Below are 23,485 nucleotides of genomic sequence, written 5' to 3' on the forward strand. Positions count from 1 at the left end.
TGGGGATATACGGTTGACGTCCTCCACCGCCTAAAGGCGGAGGATTCCCACACCTGGCGATGCACGTCCGCATCGGAGAATGTTCAGCGCAGCGTTGATATCACGATCATGCACGACACCACATCCACTGCAGGTCCATTCTCTTATTCGCAGCCCCGCGATACCTTTCGGCCGCGTCGTGCTGTCTTTCGACCCACACGACGAACAGGACTGGGTCGAACCGCTTTCGTCGACTTCCTCGAACGTGGCTCCGTGCGCGATCGCCTTGTAGCGGAGCTTGTTTCGGAAGGACGACCAGGACGCGTCGTAGACGCTCTTCGCCATCCTGGTTCTGGCAAGTTTGACGGCCGACACGTTGCCGACCGCGATGTAATCGAACCGCCGCATCAGATCGAGCGCGAGCTTGTGCTGGAAATCGGCACGGGCGTTTGCAACTTTGGCATGCAGCTTCGCGATATGTCGCTTGTGCTTTCGCGCCCGCTGCGCTTTCGCGAGCTTTTCCGCCGCGCGTCGGCCGAACCGGTCATTCGGCAGTTTTTCTCCGGTCGAAAGTGTGGCGAAGTCTTTCAGGCCGAGGTCGATGCCCACACCGGAACGGATAGGTCGTGCCGGAACATCCGGCATCTCGATCACGATATTGAGAAACCAGTTGCCGCGTGCATCCTGCGCAAAGTTGGTCCCGTCCTTGATCTTGCCTTCGGGAAGCGGGCGGCTGTTGAACACGCGGAAGGTGTTGCCGGCAAAGCGAAACGCGTCACCCTCGCGCTTCAGGTCACGGCCCTTCAGCGGCACCCAGCCCAGCGACTTCCTGCCGCGATAGCGCAGGCAGGGCCGACGGTGCTGGCTGCGCGACTTCGCGTATTGCTCGCACGTCGCGTTGACCGTGCCGGAGTGAATACCGAGTTCCTTGCTGCTGCCGGTCGTCAGCACGTTCAAGTCGAAACCGGTCGGCCACTTCTTGTTCCACTTCAGCGCGTGCTTCTGTGTGTCATTGCAGAAGTTCCAGACGTAGTTCACCACACGGCTCTGCTTGTTAAGCAGTCCGTTGAGCGATTTCACCCGGTAGCGGTAGACAAGGATCATGCAGGTGATCCTAACCCGTGGAAGAAGCTGCCTGTCAACAGCACCCCTTTCCTCCCCGTCCTGAAGGACGGGGTCTCTCGGAGCAAATTCTGATGAAATACACGATGTTGAGCGCCTCACTCGGCGCATCGGCACTGCTGGCCGCCGCGCCGGCGCTGCATGCGCAGCAGCAGCCGGCCGCGACCGCGGCGCCGATCGCCGCGTCGGCGGCCGCGGCCGCACCGGCGGCATCGGCTGCATCGACCAACCCGGCGGCGGCAGCCTCCGGCGCGACGCGTGCGAACAGCGGCGCGCCGGTCGCGGAGGCGCAGTTGAAGGACGTGATCGTCACGGCGCAGCGGCGGCGGCAATCGGCGCAGCGCGTCGGCACGTCGATGTCGGTCCTGTCGGGCAACGACCTGAAGACGCTGAACGTCGAGACCGTCAACGACCTGCAGCACGCGACCGCGAGCGTCGAAGTCGAGCCCGCGTTCGGCGGCGGCCAGCCGCAGTTCCGGATTCGCGGCGTCGGCTTCAACGACTACACGTCGAACAACGCGTCGACGGTCGGCATCAACGTCGACGATGTTGCCTACGCGCTGCCGATCCAGACCCAGGGGCAACTGTTCGACATCGCGCGCGTCGAAGTGCTGCGCGGCCCGCAGGGCACGCTGTACGGCCGCAACACGACGGGCGGCACGGTGAACTTCATCACGAACCAGCCGACCCGCGATTTCGAAGCCGGCGCGAGCGTCGAATACGGCACGCACAACCTGCTGACGACCGAAGGCTACGTGTCCGGGCCGCTGAGCGACCGCGTGCGCGGCCGTTTCGCGTTCACGACGCAGGACTTCGGCGCGTGGCAGAACAACCGCGCGACCAACCAGACGCTCGGCAACCACGACAGCGCCGCCGCGCGCGCGCAGCTCGACTGGGACGTCGCGCGCGATTTCAAGCTGCACTTCGGCGCGCACGGCGGTTTCGACAAGTCCGACAACACGGGGCTCTACCTGTTTTCGCCGTACACGTCGGCCAAGACCGGCGAGGTGATCCCGGCCGACGCCGACCACACGAAGACGGGCTGGGGCGTGAGCCCCGCGTTCTCGCGCGTGACGGGCCTGTCGACCGATGCGAAGCCGGGGCGCGACAACGTGAACGGCGGCGTCGACCTGACCGCGACGTGGAACCTCGGCCCGGTCGAGCTGAAGAGCATCACCGCGTACAACTACCTGCACCGCCGCGAGTATTCGGACTGGGACGCAACCCAATACCACGACTCCGACGAATACTTCGACGACACCGTCAATGAAGTCACGCAGGAGCTGCGCGCGTCGTCGCGCGGCGACACGCGGCTGCGCTGGGTCACCGGCCTGTTCTACTCGCACGACGATCTCGACGAGAAGTTCTATTCCGACTTCAGCGACCGGCTCGGCTTCATCGCGCTCACGCGCTACCGGCAGTCGGTCGATACGCTCGGCGTCTACGGCCAGGCGACCTACGACATCACGAAACGCCTGCGCGGCATCGTCGGCGTGCGCCAGGAACACGAGAAGCGCGAACTGCGCGGCTTCGCGTCCGGCATGCTGACGCCGTCGTTCGTGCCGTTCGCGGGCTTCCAGGGCGGCGACGCGAACCAGTCGCTGACGTCGAACGGCACGTCCGGCAAGGTCGGCCTCGAATTCGACCTCGCCCCGGCGACGATGCTTTACACGACCGTCAGCCGCGGCTACAAGTCGGGCGGCTTCACCGCGCACAACACCGGCAATTCGAACGCGCTCGCGCCGTTCAAGCCGGAATCGCTGACCGCGTACGAAGTGGGCTTCAAGGCCGACCTCACGCGCTCGCTGCGCTGGAACGCGTCGGCGTTCCATTACGACTATCACGACCAGCAGGTGCTGTCGGCGACCTTCGACCCGAACTCGCAATCGCTGATCGGCACGTTCGTCAACGCGCCGAAATCGCGCATCGACGGCTTCGAGACCGACCTGAAATGGCAGCCGGTGCGCGGGCTCGAAATCTCGCAGTACGTCGGCTACAAGAGCGGCAAGTACACGTCGCCGTTCGTCACGTACAACACGCAGGCGTCGGCGGCCAGCGGCCACAACGTGTTCACCGACTACAACGGCACCGCGCTCAGCTTCCCGCGCCTGAGCTACGGCGGACAGGTCGCGTACAGCTGGCTCGCCGGCGGCTACCGGCTGCGCGCGGAGACCAACTACAGCTACCGCGACGCGTATTCGCAATTGCTGCTGCTCGGTCCGAACTACACGGTCGACAGCTACTGGCTCGTCAACGCGAGCTTGACCGTCACGTCGCCCGACCGGCACTGGGACGTCGCGCTGTGGGCGCGCAACCTGTTCAACCGCCAGTACGACCTGACGAAGAACTTCTTCCTGCCCGGCACCAACGTCGCCGCCGCGGGCCAGCCGCGCACCGTGGGCGTGCGCGTGACCTACACGTATTGAGGAATCGCCGGATGACGCGCCGCACCGACACCCTGAAACTCAACGCGATGCTCAACGGCGGCGGCAGCCATGTGGTCGGCTGGCGCCATCCGCTCGCGCAGCCGAACGGCAATCGCGACTTCGCGCATTTCCGCCGGATGGCGCAGACGGCCGAGCGCGGCAAGCTCGATGCGCTGTTCGTCGCGGACGTGGTCGCCACGCAGGGCAGCCACATCGATTCGCTACGCCGCAGCGCGCGCGCCGACACCTTCGAGCCGCTCACGCTGCTCGCCGCGCTCGCGGCGGTCACGCACCGCATCGGGCTGATCGCGACCGCGACGACGACCTACAACGCGCCCTACCACATCGCCCGCAAGTTCGCGTCGCTCGATCACCTGAGCGGCGGGCGCGCCGGGTGGAATCTCGTCACGTCGGTGGTGCCCGATGAAGCGGCGAACTTCGGCGCGGCGCCGCACCTCGCGCACGCCGACCGCTACGCGCGCGCCGACGAGTTCCAGCGCGTCGTGGCCGGGCTCTGGGACAGCTGGGAGGACGACGCATTCATCGAGGACAAGGCGGCCGGCCTGCATTTCGATCATCGCAAGCTGCACGTGCTCGATCATCACGGGCCGCACTTCAGCGTGCGCGGCCCGCTGAACGTCGCGCGCGCGCCGCAGGGGCATCCGGTGCTCGTGCAGGCCGGCTCGTCGGACGCGGGCCGCGAGCTCGCGGCGCGCTGCGCGGAAGTGATCTTCACCGCGCAGCACCGGCTCGACGACGCGCAGGCGTTCTATGCGGACGTCAAGGGCCGCCTCGCGCAATACGGCCGCCGCCCCGAGCACCTGAAGATCCTGCCCGGCGTGATGCCGATCGTCGGCGCGACCGAGGCCGACGCGCGCGACAAGCTGCGCGCGCTGCAGGACCTGATCGACCCGGTGCTCGGGCTGCGGCTGCTCGCCGACAACGCGGGCGATTTCGACCTGTCCGGCTATCCGCTCGACGGCCCGCTGCCCGAGCTGCCGCCGAGCAATCGCAGCAAGAGCCGCCAGCAGCTGATCGTCGATCTCGCGCGCCGCGAGAACCTGACGATCCGCCAGCTCTACGAGCGCTTTGCCAGCGCGGGCGTCGTGACCGGCACGCCGAAGACCATCGCCGATCGCTTCGAGGAATGGTTCCGGTCATACGGCGCCGACGGGTTCAACGTCGCGTTCGCATGGGTGCCCGGCGGCCTCGACGATTTCGTCGATCTCGTCGTGCCCGAACTGCAGCGCCGCGGGCTGTTCCGCACCGAATACGAAGGCCCGACGCTGCGCGATCAGCTCGGGCTGCCACGGCCGCCATTCTTTCGTCGCCCGTCGTCGCTGCGCGGCGATACGGTCGCGCCCGTCGGCGGAGGCGCCGCATGACGCGCCCGTTCCGTCTCGGCGTGCTCACGCGCGTGTACGCGCCCGACCCGTCGCCGCGCGTGCTGCACGACACGCTCGCGCTGATCGACGCGGCGGAAGCGCTCGGCTTCGACAGCGCGTGGGTCGCCCAGCACCATTTCGGCAGCGAAACGGGCCGGCTGCCGTCGCCGCTCGTGCTGCTGGCGGCCGCCGCGCGCCGCACCCGGCGCATCGCGCTCGGCACCGGCGTGATCGTGCTGCCGCTCGAATCGGTGCTGCGCGTCGCCGAGGATGCGGCCGTGCTCGACGCGTTGGCCGACGGCCGCCTGCAGCTCGGCGTCGGCGCCGGCTTCGAGCCGGACGTGTTCGCCGCGTTCGGCCGCGATTTCGATACGCGCGCGGCGCTGCAGGCCGAGGCGCTCGTGTCGTTGCGGCGCGCGCTGGACGGCGCGCCGCTCGGCCCGGCCGGCGTGACGCTGCAGCCGGGCGCGCCCACGCTGGCCGCGCGTCTGTGGCAAGCGACCAGCCAGGCCGAGGCGGTCGCGCGCAACGGTCACGGGCTGATCGTCGCGCGCACGCGCCCGGAACAGGACGGCGAAGCGGCGCTCGTGGCGCGCTATCGCGGCGCATGGACGCATCCGCACGCGCCGCGCGTCGCGCTCGTCCGGGCGGCCGTGCCCGGCGCCGATGCGGCGAGTGTCGAAACCGCGCTCGGCCCCGACATCCTGCGTTACGCCGAACGGCTCGCGCGGGCCGGCGGCGTACCGGCGCCCGCGCCGGCCGACGTCCCCGCGCTGCTGGACCGCTTCGGCGTGCTGCGCGGCGCGCCCGCCGACATCGCCGCCGCCCTGCATGCCGATCCCGCGCTGCCCGGCACGACCGAACTCGTCGTGCAGGTGCAGACCGCCAGCACCTCGCACCGCGACGCACTGCGGCGGCTCGAAGCCGTCGCGACGGCGATCGCACCGGCGCTCGGCTGGACGCCGGCCGCCGCCGGGCCCGAAGCCGCTTCGTTCACCTCCGATCCGATCCCGACATGACCCATTCGCCCTCTCCCGCACCGGCCGCGCGCCGGCCGTTCAAGCTCGGCTTTCTCACGCACGTGCACGGCACCGGCGACGCGCGCCGCGTCTACGCGGATCTCGAGACGCTGTTCGTCGCGGCGGAACAGCTCGGCTTCGACGGCGGCTTCGTCGCGCAGCATCATTTCCGCGCGGAGTACGGCCGGCTGCCGTCGCCGCTCGTGCTGCTGGCCGCCGTCGCGCAGCGCACCCGCCGCATCGAGCTCGGCACCGGCATCGTCACGCTGTCGCTCGAGGATCCGCTGCGGCTCGCCGAGGATGCGGCGGTGCTCGATGCGCTGGCCGGCGGCCGGCTGCAACTCGGGCTCGGCAGCGGCGGCGCGAACCTCGACGCGTTCGCCGCGTTCGGCTTCGACGTCGACACGCGCCAGGCGCGCTTCGCGGCCGCGCTCGAACGCCTTCAGGATGCGCTCGCCGGCCAGCCGGTCGCGCGCGGCGCCGCCGACGATGCGCCGCCGCTCGTGCTGCAGCCCGCGGCGCCGGGTGTGCGCGAACGCCTGTGGCATTCGCACGCGTCGCCCGACGGCGCGCGGTTCGCCGCCCGGCACGGCAACGGCCTGCTGCTCGGCACCGCCGTGCACGATCCGCGCACCGTGCAGTTGCCGCTCGCGCACGCGTATCTCGACGCATGGCGCGAACGCACGCACGCCGACGCAGCGCGGCCGCGCATCGGCGTGGTGCGCGCGGTGTTTCCCGCGCGGGACCGGCGCACCGCGCTCGCCGCGCTGGCGCCCGACGTCGTGCGGCACATTCCGTGGCTCGCGGCGAGCGGCCATCCCGACGTGACCGAGCCCGAGCAGATCGTGCGGCTGCTGAACGTCCATTACGGGCATCCGGACGACGTGATCGAAAGCCTGCGCGACGACCCGGCGCTGTTCCCGTTCGCCGACTATTTCCTGCCGGTCGTGCAATCGGAAAGCTCATCGCTCGACGACGCGCTGGCCCGGCTGCGCACGCTCGCGGAAACGATTGCGCCGGCGCTCGGCTGGCAGCCGGCGCGGGCCGCGGCATGAGCGCGTCGCGTCTGCTGCTGCGGCTCGACATCGGCTGCCACGCCGCGCGGCCGGACCCGGCGGCCGACTGGATCGCGATCGCCGAGGCCGGCGTGTCGGCCGGCTGCGATGCGATCCTGCTGCCCGTGCAGCGCACCGGCCCCGATCCGTGGATGGCGGCCGCGGCGCTCGTCGACGCGCTGCCGGCGCTGCGCGTGATGGTGACGCTGCAGGCGGGCGCGATGCTGCCCGTCGCCGCCGCGCATCTCGCGCAGAGCCTGCAGTCGCTGAGCCGCGGCCGTGCAGGTCTCGCAGTCGAAGCCGATGCGCCGGACGTCGACGCGACCGATCGCGCGATGCACCTGAACCGCGACCAGCGGCTCGCGCGCAGCGCCGAATTCCTGTCGATCCTGCGCGCGCTGTGGGCGACCGAATCGCCGCTGCAATATCGCGGCACCTACTACCGCGCCGAGCATGCGCGCCTGCCCGATCTCGCCGCGCAGCGGCCGCCCGTCTACTGGTCGGTCGCGGAGCGGCACGAGATTGCGTTCGCCGCGTCGTGGTGCGACGGGCTGCTGGTGCCCGCGAGCGCGCCGCCGCTCGCGGCGGCCGTCGAACACGCGTATCGCGCTCGCGGGCTCGCGCCGCCGCCGGCCGGCGTCGCGCTCCGGCGCATGATCCGGTTCGACGCCGCGCGCCGCGCGCGCGCCGCGCAGCGGGCGAACCGCCGACGAGGGGATGCATGAGCGTGGATTTCGCGTGGTTCCTGCCGACCAACGGCGACGGGCCGCATCTGGCCAACAGCGGGCTGCCGCGCCCGCCGACCTTCATGCAGGACTATCGGCCGGCGACGCCCGAATACCTGCGCGGCGTCGCCCGCGCGGCCGAGGCTGCCGGCTTCGACAGCCTGCTGCTGCCGATGGCCGCGGGCTTCGAGGATCCGTGGCTCGTCAGCGCGCAGCTCGCGCGCGCGACGCAGCGCATCGCGTTGATCGTCACGTTCCGGCCCGGGCTCGAGCAGCCCGAACAGATCGCGCGCAAGGCCGCGACCCTGCAACACATGAGCGGCGCGCGCCTGCGCCTGTTCGCGGTGAACGGCTCGAGCGCCTACGAGCAGCGCGCGCTCGGCGATTTTCTCGATCACGACGCGCGCTACCAGCGCACGTCCGAATACCTGCGGGTGCTGCGGCGTCTGTGGCAAGGCGGCGGCCATTCCGTCGCCGGCCGCTACTACACGCTGAGCCCCGCGCATGCCGGCGTGCCGCTCGCGACCCCGCCCGCGCTCTATCTCGGCGGCGCGTCGACGCTCGCCGAGCAGGTGGCCGCGAGCCAGGCCGATACGTACCTGCTGTGGGGCGAACCGCCCGACGCCGTGCGCGAGCGGCTCGCGCGGCTGCGCGCGCTGGCCGCGATGCACGGCCGCCGGCTGCGCTTCGGGCTGCGCGTGCACGTGATCGCCCGCGCGACCGAACGCGCCGCGTGGGCGCGCGCCGACGAATTGCTCAGCGAGATTTCCGACCAGACCTATGTCGACGCGCAGCGCAAGCTCGCCGCCTACGAGTCGGTCGGCCAGCAGCGGCAGACCGCGCTCAGCCGCGGCGCGCTGCGCTCGTTGCGCGAACTGGAGGTGTATCCGAACCTGTGGGCCGGCGTCGGCCTGATCCGCGGCGGCGCGGGCACCGCGATCGTCGGCAGCTACGACCAGGTCGCCGAGCGCATCCACGAATACCGCGCGCTCGGCATCGAGACGTTCCTGCTGTCGTCGTATCCGAACCTCGAGGAAGCGGCGCGCGTGGGCGAGGATGTCTTGCCGCGCGTCCGCACGCGCCTGGCACGCACGAGCCTGCCGTGATCGGCGGGAATCCGGCCGGTCGCGCCGCGGGCCGCCGGGTAGCCGAACCGCGGGCCGCCGGTCCGCCGGCCCGTCAGTTGTCGAACGCCGATTCCGGGCGTTGCTCGTTCAGCAGCCCGTAACGCGCGAGCAACGTGCGCATCGTATTGCGCGTGACGCCGAGCAGCGCCGCGGTGCGCACCTGGCTGAACCGGCAGTGCTCGAACGCCTCGCACACGACCAGTTCCTCGATGTCGCGCAACAGGCTTTCGCCGGGCGCGCGAAACAGCCGGCGCACGCCCGCGCGGATCTCGTCCTGAGGCAGCGCCGCCGCGTCGTCCGCGCGCGCATAGCCGGCGAGCGCCTCCGAGAACTTCAGGTGCTCCGGGCGGATCAGGTTGCCGTTCGACACGAGCAGCGCCAGATGCATGACGTTTTCCAGCTCGCGGATGTTGCCGGGCCACGGATACGCGTGCAGCGCCTGGACCGTGCCCTCCGACAGCATCGGCTGCGGCCGCTTCAGTTGCGCGCAATAACGCCCGCGGAAATGCTCGGCGAGCGGCAGGATGTCCTGCGGCCGCTCGCGCAGCGGCGGCAGGCGCACGCGGGCGAGATTGATCCGGTAGAACAGGTCCATCCGGAAATTGCCGGCCAGCACGGCCTGTTCGAGATCGACGTTGGTAGCCGCGACGACGCGCACGTCGACCGGCCGCGCCCGCGTCGCGCCGACGCGCGTCACCTCGCCCTCCTGCAGCACGCGCAGCAGCTTCGCCTGCAGCGGCGGCGCGAGATCGCCGATCTCGTCGAGAAAGATCGTGCCGCCGTGCGCTTCCTCGAAATAGCCGGCGCGGCGCCCCTGCGCGCCCGTGAATGCGCCGGCCTCGTGGCCGAACAGCTCGCTCTCCGCGAGCTGCGGGTTGATCGCGCCGCAGTTGACCGCGATGAACGCGCCCGTGCGGCCGCTGACATGGTGGATATGGCGTGCGACCAGCTCCTTGCCGGTGCCCGTCTCGCCGAGGATCAGCGCGGGCGCGGCGCTGGGCCCGATCTGCTCGACGAAGCGCAGCACGGCACGCGACGCGGGATCGGCGAACACGAGCGCCTTCGCGCGCACCGAAAGGGGGCGATGCTCGCTTTCCGGCAGCGAAATGAGCGGAGGGGAATCTGTGCGGTTGTCCATGGTCCGGGCGCGGGCGGACCGGTTGACGATACTGGCGTCCGCCCGAGGGTTTGATCTTAGTCAACCTCCGGCGCACCCGAAATACCGATTGCTGGGATGCTTCGCTGCTGCGCGCAAATAACGAATCCCCGGTGCGGCACACCGGACGTCATCCCGGCCGGGCCTTCGTCATCTCAGCCGACGAACCTCGCCTCCACGCCGCTTCGCACGACGAGGTCGAATCGCTCGGGCCGGATATGGAACACGGTGGATTCGCAGGTACGGCCGTCGGCCAGACGCGACGTCCGCCGCAACACGAGCAGCGGCGCGTGTTTTCCGGTCCTGAGCCGGGTCGCGATATCGTCCGGCGCGGCCACGGCCGTCACCGACATGTCGGCATCCGTGATGCGCCAGCCGAGCAAGCCTTCCAGTACCTCGTAGGTCGACATGCGCTCGGCCTGCTCGAAGGTGAAGGAGGACGCATCGGGCAGCAGGCAGGTCTGCGCGAGCGCGATCGGCTCGTCGTCCACCCAGTGCAGGCGCTCGAGATAGATGCAGCGCGTGACGTCGGCGGCGAATGCGTGCCGCAAGCCCGGCGGTACGTCGCACGCTTCCATCCGCAGCAGTTCCATCCGGGCTCGTGCGCCCTGCCCGGCAATCGAATCGTGGAGCCCGCGCAGCATGTCGAGCCGATGCCGCAGCCGCTGCTTCGCGGCGAACGTCCCCTTGCCCTGCTTGCGCTCGACGATGCGCGCATCGGTCAGCCGATCCAGCGCGAGCCTGACCGTCACGCGGCTCACCTGAAAACGCTCGCTCAACTGCGCCTCCGACGGCAGCTTGCCGCTCGGCTCGTACACGCCGCGTTCGATTTCGTCGCGCAGCGTCGTCGCGATCTGTTCGTAAAGCGACGTCGCGTCCTCACGCACCAACGTCATCGGTCGCTCCTTTCCGTGCTCGGCCCGCGCTATGCGCGATCTTCGATATCGATATGAAAAGCAATTGGATCGCTCAACTTGTATTAATACGTATTATGACATCTCGACAGACGGTCGGGGTGGCCATTTCAGGGCCCGACGCACGGGGAGCATATCAGTGACTGACAACGCAATCGGCACGCCGCCGCTCGACGGCGAGCAGGCCAGCCGGCCGACACGAGCCGAACCGGCAGCGGCGCCGCGCACCGATCCGCATGCGACGGGCCGGTCGCGCGGCGCGCAGTGGCGTGCCGCGATCGGCTTCGCCGCCGCGTGGCTCGCGTTCTTCGCGATCGCATGGTGGTTGCCTGCGCCCGCACATCTGTCCGCCGAAGGCAAGGCGACGCTCGCCGTGGTCGCGTGGGTCGCGATCGTATGGATCACCGAGGCGATTCCGGTCGGCGTGAGCGGCATTCTGCTGCCGATGCTGCTCGTGCTGTCGCACGCGAGCCCGTCGTTTCCGAAGGCGGCCAGCGGCTTCGCCGCGCCGGTCGTGTTCCTGTGCCTCGCCGCATTCCTGTTCTCCGCGATCATGCAGGCGAGCGGGCTCGACCGCCGCATCGCGCTGCTGCTGCTCGACCGGCTGAAGGTGCGCACGGCCAACGGCGTGATCTGGGCGATGTTCGCGGTGAATTGCGTGATGGCGCTCGTCGTGCCGGCCGCGAACGCCCGTGCCGCGACGTTGCTGCCGGTCACGAACGGCATCGTCCGGCTGTTCGGCGAGACGCCGCGCGAGCGCGCCGCGCGCAAGGCGATCGTGATCCAGACGCTCGTATACGGCGCGATGATCAGCGGCATGTGCATCCTGACCGCCCATCTGCCGAACATGGTCGTGTCCGGCTTGCTGGAGAAGCAGCTCGGCATCCGGATCTCGTACCTGACGTGGCTGAAACTGCAGTGGCCGTACCTCGGGATGTTCGCGATCACGCAGGCGTGGGTGCAGTTCCATTTCCGCTCGCGCGCCGTCGCGATTCCCGGCGGCCCCGGCGCGATCGCGGCGATGCGTCGTGCGCAGCCGCCCGCCGCGCGCAACGACTGGGCCGTGCTTGCGCTGTTCGCGGCCGTCGCCGTGTTGTGGGCCACCGAGCCGCTGCATCGCCTGCCGTCGGAAATCGTCGCGCTGATCGCGCTGGCGCTGCTGTTCGCGCCCGGCGTGCTGCGCTTCGGCTGGGCCGAGGTCGAACAGCGGACGATCTGGGGCACGCTGTTCCTGCTGGCCGGTGCGTTGTCGCTGTCGTCGGCGATCAGTGCGTCGGGGCTCGCGAACTGGGCCGCCGATCACGTCTACGTCGCCGCGCGCGGGCACGGCTGGTGGCTCGCCATCGCGATCGTGATGCTCGGCACGCACGTGATCCGCATCGGCATGCTGTCCAACGTCGCCGCCGTCACGATGATCGCGCCGATCGCGCTGGCGCTCGCGCCGCGCCTCGGGCTGCATCCGGTCGCGTTCACGATGCTCGTCAGCGATACCGACAGCTTCGCGTATCTGCTGCCCACGCAGATCACCGCGGGCGTCATCGCGTACAGCAGCGGCGCGTTCTCGACGGCCGACTACGCGAAAGTCGGCGCGGTGGCGGTGCTGATCGCGATCGTCTACGGCCTCTGCGTGATCGCGCCGTGGTACGCGTACATGGGCATTCCCGTCTGGGACGCGAGCGCGCCCTGGCCGTTCGCGCACTGAAGCGCCGGGTCTTCCATCGACATCTCCTCGCATTCTCCATGAACGAATCCAACGACACCCTCGATACCGTCGATGCGCGCGCCGCCGCGCTGCGCGACCGCCTGGGCCCGCACGTCGCGCCCCAAGGCCTGTACGAGCGCCACAAGCGCCTGCCGTTCGCCGGACGCGTGCAATGCAACGTCACGCGCCTCGAAGCCGGCGAGTGGAGCGAGATCGTGCTCGACTACGAAGTCGGCTCGTCCGGCATCGCCGACGGCGGCTGGCTGAAGGCGACCTTCAAGTTCTATTCGGACTGGGCGCTGTTCCAGACGAGCGACCCGGGCGCCGCGAACTACATCAGCGCGGAGTACCACGCGGCGGCGCTCGTGCCGGGCCAAAGCCCGGCCACCGTGCAGGCGCTGAACGTGCGCTTCGACCAGAAGGGGCACGAGCGGCCGTTCCAGAAGGCCGTGATCGTCGACGTCGTCGACGGCTACGTGAATGCCGGCGACCGGATCGTGATCCGCCTCGGCGACCGCCGCCGCGGCCCCGGCACGCGCGTGCAGACCTTCGCCGAAGACAACTTCCGCTTCCGGCTCTACGTCGATCCGCTCGGCACGTCGCGCTTCGTCGCGGTGCCCGGCGACGTATCGATCGACATCCGGGCCGGCGCGCCGTCCGACGTGCTGCTGAACGGCCCGCGCTTCGTGCGGCCCGGCACGCGCGCCCCGTTCCGGCTGTCGCTGCAGGACCGCTGGGGCAACGCGTGCCGCGACGTCGGCGGTCATGCGCGGGTCGTCGCGTATGACGCCCGCGGCGAGATCGTCTACCGGCGCGAACACGCGCTGCCCGACGCGGGCTTTGCGACCTGTGCGGTGGACGACCTGCCGGTCGACGCGGGCACGCTGCGCATCGTGGCCGACGTGCCCGCACGCGCGGACGTGCGCGCGGCCGAAGCGTGGCTGACGGTCGATGCGTCGCTGCCCGTGCCGCGCGCGCTGTATGCGGATCTTCATGTGCACGCGCATGACACGGTCGGCACCAACAGCCCCGAGTACAACGCGCGCTACGCACGCGACATCGGCGGCATCGACGTGCTCGGCTATACCGCGAACGATTTCCAGATCACCGACGAGAACTGGCGGCTCGGCGTCGACGCGGTCGAACGCTTCAACGAGCCGGGGCGCTTCGTCGCGTATCCGGTGCAGGAATGGTGCGGCAGCTCGACCGCGGGCGGCGACCACAACGTGGTGTTCCTCGGCGACGCGCGACCGGATTTCCCGTACAACGCGCGTGGCGAGCACAACCGGACGCTGGTCTGGAACGAGGACATGAAGGGGAATGCGGTCGAACTCGGCCGCTGGCCCGTCGAGGAACTGTGGGATGCATACGCGGACGATGCCGCGCAACATCTGGTGATGCCGCACGTCGGCGGCCGCCGCTACATCCCCGACTGGCACCATCCGGAACTCGAACGGCTCGTCGAGATCGCATCGTCATGGGGCCATTTCGGCTGGCTGTACCAGGACGTGATCGCCCGCGGCTATCAGCTCGGCGTCGCGGCCAGCGGCGACGAACATCGCGGCCGGCCCGGCGGCGGCGCACCCGGCGTGCAGGTGTTCGGCGTGCATGGCGGGCTGACAGGCGTGCTCGCGCCCGCGCTCGATCGACGGCGCGTCGGCGAAGCCCTGCGCGCGCGGCACACGTGGGCGACCACCGGCGAGCACAGTGCGCTGCTGGTTCGCTGCGGCGATCACCGGCAAGGCGACGCATTCGCGCACGAAGGGTCGGCGCGGCTCGACTACCGGCTGCTGGGCCAGTCGGGCTGGGAATACGTGGCCGCCTACGATCACGACGGCTTGCTGTGGGAACGCAACCTGCACGCGGAACTCGGTTATGCGGAGCGTCTGGTCCGGGTGCGCTGGGGCGGCGCGCGCATCCGCGACCGCTATCGGTGGGCCGCGTGGCGCGGCCGGATCCGGATCGTCAACGGCACGATCCATCGCTTCGGGTCGAACGGGTTCGAGCATCTCGAGGAATCGGCGTGGCGCACCGGCGCGACCGACATCGAGTTCCGCAGCGACACCTACGGCGACGCGGACAGCATCGAGCTCGACATCGGCAATCTGGCCGCCGCGACGATCGTGGTCGAAGGCACGATCGACAGCTTCGCGAAGGTCGGCGATCCGCTGCAGCGCAATCCGTTCGTGCACGCGCCGGCGTTCCGCTTCGAAATCAGCGGCGCGGAGTTGCTCGCGCGCGAAACGGCGACGCATGCACTCGGCGGCACGGAGCTGTTCGTCGCGGTCGAGCGTCTGACGGACCAGGCGCTGCCCGTCGATCTGGCAGGCAGCATCGACGTCGCGCCTCGCAACGCATCGTTCGGATACCGTCCCGTGTATTTCTTCGGCCGGCAGCGCAACGACAGCAAGGTGTGGTCGTCCGCGCAGTTCATTACGTTTCGGTGAAGCCGCGGTCGGATCCGATGCGTGATGGCGATGAACCCGGGTCGCCTCAGCGGCATAGCTCCTCGAGACGCTTGCCGTTCGTGCTCGGCCCGAAAATCCCGATCGACAGCACGACGACCAGCATGCACGTGGTGATGCCCGCAAACACGCCGACCACACCGAAATCCCGCAGGAGCGCCGCGATGATGAAGCCGGACATCATTGCGCCGACCCGGCTCGCGGAATACACGAGCCCGTTCGCGCGGCAGCGGATTGCGGTCGGAAAGAGTTCAGCCTGGTAGGTGTGGTAGCACACGGAGATGGTCTGGCCCGCCAGGCTGATCAGGACGCCGAGCGCGATCAGCAACGCGGCGGAGCGCGCGAAGGCAAACGCGATGCCGCATACGATCACCATGACCGCACCGCCGACGATCAACCATTTGCGCTGAACCCGATCGGCATACAGCATCGCCAGCATCGGCCCCACCGGCAGCGCGAATGCGATGACGAACGAATACAGCAAGCTCTTCGTCACCGTGATGCCCTGGCCGATCAGCAGTGTCGGCACCCAGTTGGCGAAGCCGTAATATCCGATCGCCTGGCACAGATTGAACACGACCAGCATCACGAATCGCGACCGATACGGGGGCCGCAACAGCTCCGCGAACGAGGCCCGGCGATGCAGCGGCTGATCGATGATCGGCAGCGGCGGCGACAGCGGCGCTCCCGCCTGCCGCGAGACGATCCCCTCGATCCTGCCCACGATCGCGTCGGCCTGCTCGGGACGGCCGTGCGATGCCAGCCAGCGCGGGCTTTCCGGCACCGAGCGGCGAATGAACCACACCAGTACCGCGCCGGCGGAACCGGCCAGCACCACGACGCGCCAGCCGTCGATACCGAAGACCGTCGTCGGCACGAGCCAGTACGACAGGATCGCGGCCACCGGGGCCGCCGCGAACATCACCATCTGGTTGAACGCCATCGCACGTCCGCGCATGTGTTGCGGCACGATCTCCGTCACATAGCTGTCGATCGTGATGATCTCGACCCCCACGCCGATGCCCGTGATGAAGCGCCAGAGTACGACCGCTTCGGGCGTCGTCTGGAACGCCATGATCGCCGAGCCGACCGAATACCACAGCAGCGAAATCGTGAACACCGATCGGCGCCCGAAACGGTCCGGCAGCCAGCCGAAACAGAACGTTCCGACGAACAGGCCAGCGAAGGTCGCCGCGATGAACCCCGCCATGCCGGTGAATCCGAAGAACGCATGCGTGGTCGTCGCGAGCAGCCCGCTTTTGGCCATGCCGGGCGCGATGTAACCGGTGAAGATCAGATCGTAGATTTCGAAAAAGCCGCCGAGCGAGATGAGCAATACGAGCACCCAAAGGTGTCGCGTAACGGGCAAGCGGTCCATCCGTGCGGAAATGGCCGCGCCCGGCTGAATGCCGACGGGCACGCTGGATGCGGCGAGCGGGCGACCGCCCGCGGTAACGGTCTGCTGCATGGCTATTCTGTCTCCATATGATCGTTTTCTTCGGCCTGGTTCCATCGGCCGATTCGCGGGCCGCGGCCGACGGCGTGCGCCAGCCGGCATCGCGTCCCGCACCGCGCTACAGTTGCCAGAGCGCGCCGACCTCCAGCTCGCGACGATAATGCGCGGCGCGCTTGGCATAGTCCGCGGCATTCTTCGCGATGGCGGCGATCTGCTCGTCACTCAGTTCACGCACGACTTTGGCGGGGGAGCCGAGAATCAGCGACCGGTCGGGAAACACCTTGCCCTCCGTCACGACCGCCCCCGCCCCGACGAGACACTGTCTGCCGATGACGGCGCCGTTCATCACGATCGCCTGAATACCGATGAGCGACCCGGCCCCGATCGTGCAGCCATGCAGCATCGCCTGATGCCCGATGCTGACATGCGCGCCGATTTCGAGCGGATAACCCGGATCGGTATGCAGCACCGCGCCGTCCTGCACGTTGCTGCGTTCCCCGATCGAAATCGCTTCGTTATCCGCACGCACCACGGCGTTGAACCACACGCTCGCATGCTCGCCGACCGTCGTGCGACCGATCACCACCGCGCGCGGCGCCACCCACGCGGACGCCGCCACGCGCGGCCGCTCGCCATCCAGTTCGAACAGCCTCATGCAACCACCTTGCCCTTGAGCCGTAAAAGCACTTCCTGCGTGTGTTCGCCGATCCGCGCGAGCGCGTGGCGCACCCCGGGACGTCGGCCGCCGATCGTGATCGGCAGCAGCACCACGTCGGTCATGCTGCCGTCGTCGGCCTGCATCGGGGCGAGACCTCCGCTTGCCTTGAGGTGCGGGTCGTCGAGCAACTGTTCCGGCCGCACGATCGGCGCATACGGGATGCCGGCCGCTTCGAGCTTCGGCGCCAGCGCGTCGGCGCGATGGTCTTTCAGCACCGCGCCGAGGCAGGCGAGCAGTTCGGGCCGCACCGCGACCCGCATCGCATTGTTCGCGAAGCGCGGGTCGGCCGCGAGGTCCGGACGCTCGAGCACGTCGCACAGCGTGACGAACTGCTTGTCGCTCACGGCGCCGATGAACAACTGCTCGCCGTCGGCCAGCGTGAATACGTCGTAGACGCTCCACGCCGACACCCGCGCGGGCATCGGCGGCGGCGGCTCGCCCGTCATCGCGTATTGCTGCATGTGCTGCGCGGACAGGAAGACGCAGTTTTCGAACAGCGCGCTCTGGACTTCCTGGCCGCGCCCGGTGACTTCGCGCTCGCGCAGGGCTGCAAGGACGCCGATCGCGCCGAACATGCCGCCCATGATGTCGTTGACGGACGTTCCCGCCCGCAACGGCCGCCCCACCGGGCCCGTCATGTAGGAAAGGCCGCCCATCATCTGCACGACTTCGTCGAGCGCGAGACGTTTTTCGTACGGGCCCGGCAGAAAGCCCTTGTGGGATACGCTGATCAGACGCGGATACCGTTCCGACAACGTGTGATGGTCCAGCCCGAGAGCCTTCATCAGGCCGGGCCGGAAGTTCTCGATCATCACGTCGCAGGAGCCGATCAGCTCGGCCGCGGTTTCGCGGCCTTGCGACGTGGTGATGTCGATGACGACGCTTTTCTTGTTGCGGTTGAACGACCGGAAAAAGCCGACGCCGAGGCCCGGCAGCGTACGCGTCTTGTCGCCGCCGGGCGGCTCGACCTTGATCACTTCGGCGCCGAGGTCGGCGAGGATCATCCCGCACGTGGGTCCCATGATCATGTGCGTGAATTCGACGACGCGCACGCCATCGAGCGGAAGCCTTGCATTGACTGACATGATGCGAAACCTCAGAGGGAAAGCGCGACGCCGTTGGCGTCACGTGAATACGTGTTCGGCAAGCCGGCACGCCAGAGGGCGCCGTGCAGGGTTTCGCCGTCGAGCCAGCGCGCGATCTTCGCGCGCAGCGCAAGCAGCGCGGGCAGATCGATGCCTGTCGCGATGCCCATGTCGGCGAGCATGAATGCCAGATCCTCCGTCGCGGCATTGCCGCTCGCGCCGGGTGCATGCGGGCAGCCGCCGATCCCGGCGAGCGACGTGTCGAAGCGGGCGACGCCCGTTTCGAGCGCCGCGTACACGTTGGCGAGCGCGAGGCCGCGCGTATCGTGGAAATGGCCGCACCACAGGCGCTCGCCCACCCGCTGGCGCGCGTTGCCGAACAGGTCGGCCACCGCGCGCGGGCCGGCATAGCCCACGGTGTCGGCAATGCTGACGTAATCGGCACCGGCGTCCAGCAGCGCCTGCATGTAGCGCAGGACGTCGTCGGGCGCCACGCGACCTTGCAGCGTGCAGCCGAATGCGGTGCCGATACCGCCTTCGATCAGCGTCTTCGCGCCCGACGCGTCACGCTCGGCGCGAATCCGCGCGACTTCCGTGACGACTTCATCCGGTGTCTTGCGCAGGTTCGCGACGCTGTGCGCGCGGCTCGCGGACAGCGGCACGAGCAGCAGATCGGCGCCGGCGTCGAGCGCGGCCTGCGCGCCTCTCAGGTTCGGCACGAGCACCGATACGGACAGGTCCGGCAACGTCTTCGCGAACGCCACGAGTTCGACCGTGTCCGCGAGTTGCGGCAGCAATCGGGCGGGCACGAACGAACCGACTTCGATTTCGCGTTGGCCGGCCGCGTACGCGTCGCGGATCCATTCGATCTTGTCGTGCGTCGGCACGATACGCTGAATGCTCTGCAGACCGTCGCGCAGCCCGACTTCCCGGATGACGACGTCCGACGGGAACAATGGCATGGGTGTCTCCGTGTTTTCGCCGGTCATGGAAACGCCGACGCTGTGCTAACTTTAGACTTGCCAATATCTCAGTAAAGAGACGATTCGGAACCTTCATCGTTCCGAACCGGAATGCCACCGGAGACGCATCGTGCGGGACCTCGATTTGAAGACGTTGCGGCTGTTCGTTTCGGTATGCGATCACCGCAACATTGCCCGTGCGGCAGAAGAGGCCCATATCGAGCCCTCTGCCATCAGCAAGCGCATCGCGCAGCTGGAGACCGATCTCGGCGCCCCCCTGCTGGCGCGTTCGCGACGCGGGGTCGCGCCGACGAGCGCGGGCATGGCGCTGCTCGAACACGCACGCACCGTGTTGTTCACGCTCGAACGAATCGGCAGCGACATCGCCGCATTCGGCGGCGGACTACAGGGGCGCGTGAGCATTTGCGCGTCGGCCTCGGCGATCGCGGAAGCCCTGCTCGACGATATCGCGGCGTTCATGAGCGAAGCGGCGAACGCCAATATCCGCGTCGACGTGGAAGAGCGCCTGTCGAACGAGCTCGTGCGTCAATTGCGCGAAGGGGCGGCGAGTGTCGGAGTGTGCTGGGACAACGTCGATCTGCAGGGGCTGCAGTACCGGCCCTATCGACGCGACCGGCTCGCGCTGGCCGTTCCCCCCGACCATCCGCTGGCGCGGCACGCGCAATTGAATTTCGATCAAACGCTCGCATACGCGCACGTGGGGCTGCCGCCGTCCACGGCCGTGCACACGATGTTACGGCGCGCGGCCGGCCGCGCCGGGAAGGTGCTGTCGTACCGCGTCATCGTGTCGAATTTCGATGCGGCGTTCCGGGTCGTCGCGGCGGGTCTCGGCATCAGCGTCGTACCGGTCGAAGTGGCGACGACCTATCAGGCGGTGTTTGGCGTGAAGATGATTCCGCTCGTCGATCCGTGGGCGGAGCGGCAGTTCATCGTCTGTTTCAAGCATTTCGAATTCCTGCCGCCCGCCGCGCAGCGAATGGTCGATCACCTGGTATCCCGGGCGGCGCCCTCGACGCATGAACCGATGTGACCGGGCGGCAGCGCAGTCGGTTCACAGCGGTGGCCGCCGCCGTTCGCCGCTCGGTGGATCAGCCGGACCGCCCAATCGGGATCATCGATCGCGCAAGCGGGCTCGTCTGGTAGCCCAGTTTCTCGATGGTCTCCTTCAAGCGGAACTCCACTTCCGGCGAGAAGCGCTTGGTCCCGTTGACATATTTCGATACGGTCGCGACAGACACTTCTGCTGCCATTGCCACGTCGCGGATCGTCGCGTTCGCGCCTTTTTTCACATGCGTGGAATGTATTCGGAATACCGGACGATTGTCGCAGAAAGTACGTCGGGCGAGAAATGACGCCGCTGTATCCAATCCAGATTGCCGCCGACCAGGCGAGGACGGAATGACGCCCGCCCCCTGAAATTCCCGCTCGCCCGGACGGCCGCGGCCCAACCGCGGTCGTTGCAACGCAACGTGCACGGAATCCTCCCGCGCTACGTGCATGCCGCATCACGCGCCGGCACGTCGACGGCCGATTCCATGAACCGTTGATCCACTATCGCGGCAATGCGCTGGGCCGTTTCGGACAACGCCCGGCTGATCTGCTCGACCGATAGTGCGTTCGCGTCCCCCGACAGTGCGAGGTACGGGCATGCGAGGATCGCGATGGCCGAACCCGATTTGCCGACGAGCGGTGTCGCGATATCGACGACGCCGGGAATTCGCTCGTTGGGACGGCACAGCGCGCCGTCGACCCGACAGGACGGCAACGCTTCGTCGCCGAACGGCGGATTCGGCGACTCGACCTCGTGCCCGTTGGCCCGCGACAACCGGAGCCGCACATCGTCGTCCTGCAAGGCCAGGTACATCTCGCCCGCCGCGCTGCCGTGCAGCGGCATGCGCGTCCCGACGCGGACCGCGATGTTCCATTCCGTCTCGGCGCTGGCCGTTGCGATGACGATCATCGTGTCGCCGTCGAATACCGTCAGGTAACAGGACTGGACCGTCTGCAACGCGAACTGTTGCAGCAGCGGCGTGACGAGCGCGCCAAGCGATCGGGTCGGCGCATGATGCTGCCCGAGAAAGTACAGCTTCATGGTCAGCGCGTACCGGTCGTAGCGATCCACCCGATAGATGTACCCGCGCTCCTCCAGCACCTGCATCATCCGGTACAGCTCGCTTCGGCTGCGCTTCAACGCGCGGCAGATGTCCGCCTGCGCCATGCCGTACTGGCGATTGATGAGCAGCTCGAGGATATCGAGGCCTTTCTCGAGCGCCGGCGCGCGATAGCTGGTCTTTTTCTTGTGCCCCGGGCTGTCGGGAGGATCGACCGGGTCCGTGTCGGGATTGCGCATATGCCACATTGCCTCTGGAATTCAGCTCATTCGAGTCACGCCGTCACGACCTGCGTCGCATCAGGACGCCTGCGACGGCCAGCCGTCAACTTGCGTCCGGCCACCATGGCTGCGGCGTTTCCCGGATCAGGTAGTCGTCGAGGTTCTTGCCGGCCAGCCAGCGCGGGCGGGCGCCCTTCCCCGACCATGAGCGGCCCGTGTTCGGGTCGTAGTATTTCGCCGGCGCCTTCCGTTGCCGCGCCTTGATGAAGCCCGCCGCACGCAGCAGTTCGATTTCGGTGATGCCGAACTGCCGGACGTGCTCGGCAATCTCCTTGAGCCGGGCCTGCTTCTCCTGCTGCCGGACTTCCTCGACGATCAGGTTCAGTCGACCCAGTTGCTGTTGCAGTTCGCGGATGGTGGGACTTTTCATTTGACACGTTCAGGGGAAACTCGACAGGTTGCCGCTCGACCGCGCGATACGGCGCGGCGTCGAATGCGGGGCTTCGAATGCGGAACGAGGACGAAACGCCCGCTCACGAAGGCTGGATCGCATGAATCACGCCGCGCAGATTCCTGCATGACGCCTCGTTGACGCGCGGCAGCGCCGCATGCACCTGGTCGCGCAGTTGCGGCAGCTCCGACACGAAGCGGTCGAGCACCGCCGCCAGGCGCGCCGCGCGCATCGCTTCGTCGGGTTTCATCAGGAACGTGTCCGGCAGCCCGAAATGACTGAAAAGCCCCTGGAACTTGTCCTGATAGGTCAGCGCCGCAACGGGCACGCCCATGCCGAGACTGGCGATCGCGAGATGCATGCGGCCGGTCACCACGCCGTCGACCTGCCCCGAAATGGCCTTCAGCTCGGCCGCCGACATGCGGGCGCGCGGGTAGCACAGCCGGTCGCCCATCGTCGCGGCCAATGCGTCGTGCAGCGGCTCGAGGCAGGTATCGTCGCCGTCGCGGCCGCGATAGTCGTGAGACAGCAGCACGATGGCGACGCGATGCCGCTGCGCGAGCCCGCGCAGCGCCGCCTGCGCCGACGCGACGAGCGCGGCGATATCCGCGTCGCTGGCGCGGCGAATCAGCATCGGGTGCAGGTTGAACGCGATCACGATGTCGCCGGCCGCACGCCGCGATTCGACCCACGACGCCGTGCGCCTGACGCAATCCGACGCGTCGTCCGGTTGAAGCATGAAGGCGGAATCCGCGACGAGCTCGGCGGGCGTCGAACTGAAACGCCTGAATCGGTCGAGCGAGACGCCGTCGCGGACGTTGACCAGCAGCCGCGCATCGATTTGATCGAACGCACGCCTCAGTTGCCGGTACGGCTCGCGGTTGAAGCTGAAGCCGAGAATCGTGCCGGCCACGCCGCGCCTGACCAGCAGGTCCGCCGTCGCCAGCAGCCGCAGCGACGTCATCGGCGAATAGTAGCCGTCCATCACGTCCGCGCCGATGACGACCACCGCGCTGGGTTGCAATGCGGCAAGCCGTTCGACGACGTCCATCAGCCGCCACGGCTCGCGCCATGCGTCGACGGCTCGAAAGCCGAGCCGGGTCGCGGCGTCCGCCGCCTCCGGCGTGGCCGTGACGACCGACACCTGCAACGCGCCGTTGGCAAGACGCAAGCGCTCGACGACCGCGCGGAGCATCGCCTCGTCGCCTTTCGAGCCGACCAGCGTCCACGGATCGCACGGCAAGATCAGCAGATGCGCGCCGGACGTGGCGGCGCCGCCCGCGCCACGCCGTGCAGCCTCGCGACGCCATTGCCGGGTCAGGCGCGTGACGTACAGCCACACGCGCAGACGCTGCTTCAGATCGGCCAGTTTCGTCATGTTCGAT

General features: G+C 68.5%; 19 protein-coding genes and 1 pseudogene. 9 read left to right on the forward strand and 11 right to left on the reverse strand.

Annotation, left to right across the window (positions count from 1 at the left end):
• Positions 1-30 precede the first annotated feature (30 nt).
• Entirely contained in the window at positions 31-1,083 is a 1,053-nt protein-coding gene (locus tag HWX14_RS14835; protein ID WP_175883400.1) for an RNA-guided endonuclease TnpB family protein, read from the reverse strand.
• Between the two features lie 104 nt (positions 1,084-1,187).
• On the opposite strand from HWX14_RS14835, the gene HWX14_RS14840 reads away from it, so the two are divergent.
• From HWX14_RS14840 to HWX14_RS14865, 6 genes are read left to right on the forward strand one after another with little or no spacing between them, the layout of a single operon-like run.
• A complete protein-coding gene (locus HWX14_RS14840; protein WP_175883401.1) occupies positions 1,188-3,527 on the forward strand; it encodes a TonB-dependent receptor in 2,340 nt (779 codons plus the stop codon).
• Between the two features lie 11 nt (positions 3,528-3,538).
• Positions 3,539-4,912 carry an LLM class flavin-dependent oxidoreductase gene (locus HWX14_RS14845; protein WP_069254677.1) on the forward strand — a complete coding sequence of 458 codons (1,374 nt, stop codon included), beginning with the start codon at positions 3,539-3,541 and terminating at the stop codon, positions 4,910-4,912.
• A complete protein-coding gene (locus tag HWX14_RS14850; RefSeq protein ID WP_175883402.1) occupies positions 4,909-5,931 on the forward strand; it encodes an LLM class flavin-dependent oxidoreductase in 1,023 nt (340 codons plus the stop codon). Before HWX14_RS14845 ends, HWX14_RS14850 begins: the two co-directional genes overlap by 4 nt.
• Positions 5,928-6,986 carry an LLM class flavin-dependent oxidoreductase gene (locus HWX14_RS14855; RefSeq protein ID WP_175883403.1) on the forward strand — a complete coding sequence of 353 codons (1,059 nt, stop codon included), beginning with the start codon at positions 5,928-5,930 and terminating at the stop codon, positions 6,984-6,986. Before HWX14_RS14850 ends, HWX14_RS14855 begins: the two co-directional genes overlap by 4 nt.
• Positions 6,983-7,711 (forward strand): LLM class flavin-dependent oxidoreductase, encoded by a 729-nt coding sequence (locus HWX14_RS14860; RefSeq protein WP_175883404.1) that lies wholly within the window; start codon positions 6,983-6,985, stop codon positions 7,709-7,711. The genes HWX14_RS14855 and HWX14_RS14860 overlap by 4 nt, the downstream gene beginning before the upstream one ends.
• The gene (locus HWX14_RS14865; RefSeq protein ID WP_175883405.1) at positions 7,708-8,817 is read left to right on the forward strand and encodes an LLM class flavin-dependent oxidoreductase; all 1,110 of its coding nucleotides are present in this window, start codon (positions 7,708-7,710) and stop codon (positions 8,815-8,817) included. Before HWX14_RS14860 ends, HWX14_RS14865 begins: the two co-directional genes overlap by 4 nt.
• 73 nt (positions 8,818-8,890) lie before the next feature.
• On the opposite strand, the gene HWX14_RS14870 is transcribed toward HWX14_RS14865, so the two are convergent.
• Positions 8,891-9,976: a sigma-54 dependent transcriptional regulator gene (locus HWX14_RS14870; protein WP_175883406.1), complete on the reverse strand. Its 1,086-nt coding sequence runs from the start codon at positions 9,974-9,976 to the stop codon at positions 8,891-8,893.
• A 173-nt stretch (positions 9,977-10,149) separates the two neighbouring features.
• On the reverse strand, positions 10,150-10,890 hold the full coding sequence (locus HWX14_RS14875) for a GntR family transcriptional regulator (RefSeq protein ID WP_175883407.1): 741 nt from the start codon (positions 10,888-10,890) through the stop codon (positions 10,150-10,152).
• A gap of 157 nt (positions 10,891-11,047) precedes the next feature.
• Between HWX14_RS14875 and HWX14_RS14880 the strand changes: the two genes are divergently transcribed.
• Entirely contained in the window at positions 11,048-12,610 is a 1,563-nt protein-coding gene (locus HWX14_RS14880; RefSeq protein WP_244130228.1) for a DASS family sodium-coupled anion symporter, read from the forward strand.
• 38 nt (positions 12,611-12,648) lie between these two features.
• On the forward strand, positions 12,649-15,057 hold the full coding sequence (locus HWX14_RS14885) for a hypothetical protein (RefSeq protein ID WP_175883408.1): 2,409 nt from the start codon (positions 12,649-12,651) through the stop codon (positions 15,055-15,057).
• A 46-nt stretch (positions 15,058-15,103) separates the two neighbouring features.
• Here HWX14_RS14885 and HWX14_RS14890 read toward each other — a convergent pair whose 3' ends face one another.
• The 4 genes from HWX14_RS14890 to HWX14_RS14905 form a co-directional block, all read right to left on the reverse strand.
• Entirely contained in the window at positions 15,104-16,543 is a 1,440-nt protein-coding gene (locus tag HWX14_RS14890; RefSeq protein WP_175883595.1) for an MFS transporter, read from the reverse strand.
• Between the two features lie 106 nt (positions 16,544-16,649).
• Positions 16,650-17,186, reverse strand: a complete 537-nt coding sequence (locus tag HWX14_RS14895) for a gamma carbonic anhydrase family protein (protein WP_175883409.1) — start codon at positions 17,184-17,186, stop codon at positions 16,650-16,652.
• Entirely contained in the window at positions 17,183-18,334 is a 1,152-nt protein-coding gene (locus tag HWX14_RS14900) for a CaiB/BaiF CoA-transferase family protein (RefSeq protein ID WP_175883410.1), read from the reverse strand. The genes HWX14_RS14895 and HWX14_RS14900 overlap by 4 nt, the downstream gene beginning before the upstream one ends.
• Positions 18,335-18,345: 11 nt before the next feature.
• On the reverse strand, positions 18,346-19,296 hold the full coding sequence (locus HWX14_RS14905; protein WP_175883411.1) for a hydroxymethylglutaryl-CoA lyase: 951 nt from the start codon (positions 19,294-19,296) through the stop codon (positions 18,346-18,348).
• A 130-nt stretch (positions 19,297-19,426) separates the two neighbouring features.
• Here HWX14_RS14905 and HWX14_RS14910 point away from each other — a divergent pair, with 130 nt between their 5' ends.
• Complete coding sequence (locus HWX14_RS14910; RefSeq protein ID WP_175883412.1) at positions 19,427-20,347, forward strand: LysR family transcriptional regulator; 921 nt, start codon at positions 19,427-19,429, stop codon at positions 20,345-20,347.
• Positions 20,348-20,411: 64 nt separating this feature from the next.
• On the opposite strand, the pseudogene HWX14_RS14915 reads toward HWX14_RS14910, so the two are convergent.
• The 4 genes and pseudogenes from HWX14_RS14915 to HWX14_RS36490 all read right to left on the reverse strand — a co-directional run.
• A pseudogene (locus tag HWX14_RS14915) lies at positions 20,412-20,606 on the reverse strand (LacI family DNA-binding transcriptional regulator); the annotation flags it as partial.
• A 200-nt stretch (positions 20,607-20,806) separates the two neighbouring features.
• The gene (locus HWX14_RS14920) at positions 20,807-21,667 is read right to left on the reverse strand and encodes an IclR family transcriptional regulator (protein WP_175883413.1); all 861 of its coding nucleotides are present in this window, start codon (positions 21,665-21,667) and stop codon (positions 20,807-20,809) included.
• An 85-nt stretch (positions 21,668-21,752) separates the two neighbouring features.
• A complete protein-coding gene (locus HWX14_RS14925) occupies positions 21,753-22,079 on the reverse strand; it encodes an H-NS histone family protein (RefSeq protein ID WP_175883414.1) in 327 nt (108 codons plus the stop codon).
• A 103-nt stretch (positions 22,080-22,182) separates the two neighbouring features.
• On the reverse strand, positions 22,183-23,478 hold the full coding sequence (locus HWX14_RS36490; RefSeq protein ID WP_244130229.1) for a polysaccharide pyruvyl transferase family protein: 1,296 nt from the start codon (positions 23,476-23,478) through the stop codon (positions 22,183-22,185).
• Positions 23,479-23,485: the final 7 nt, after the last annotated feature.

It is taken from the genome of Burkholderia sp. BCC0044, assembly GCF_902832955.1.
Taxonomy (GTDB): Bacteria; Pseudomonadota; Gammaproteobacteria; order Burkholderiales; family Burkholderiaceae; genus Burkholderia.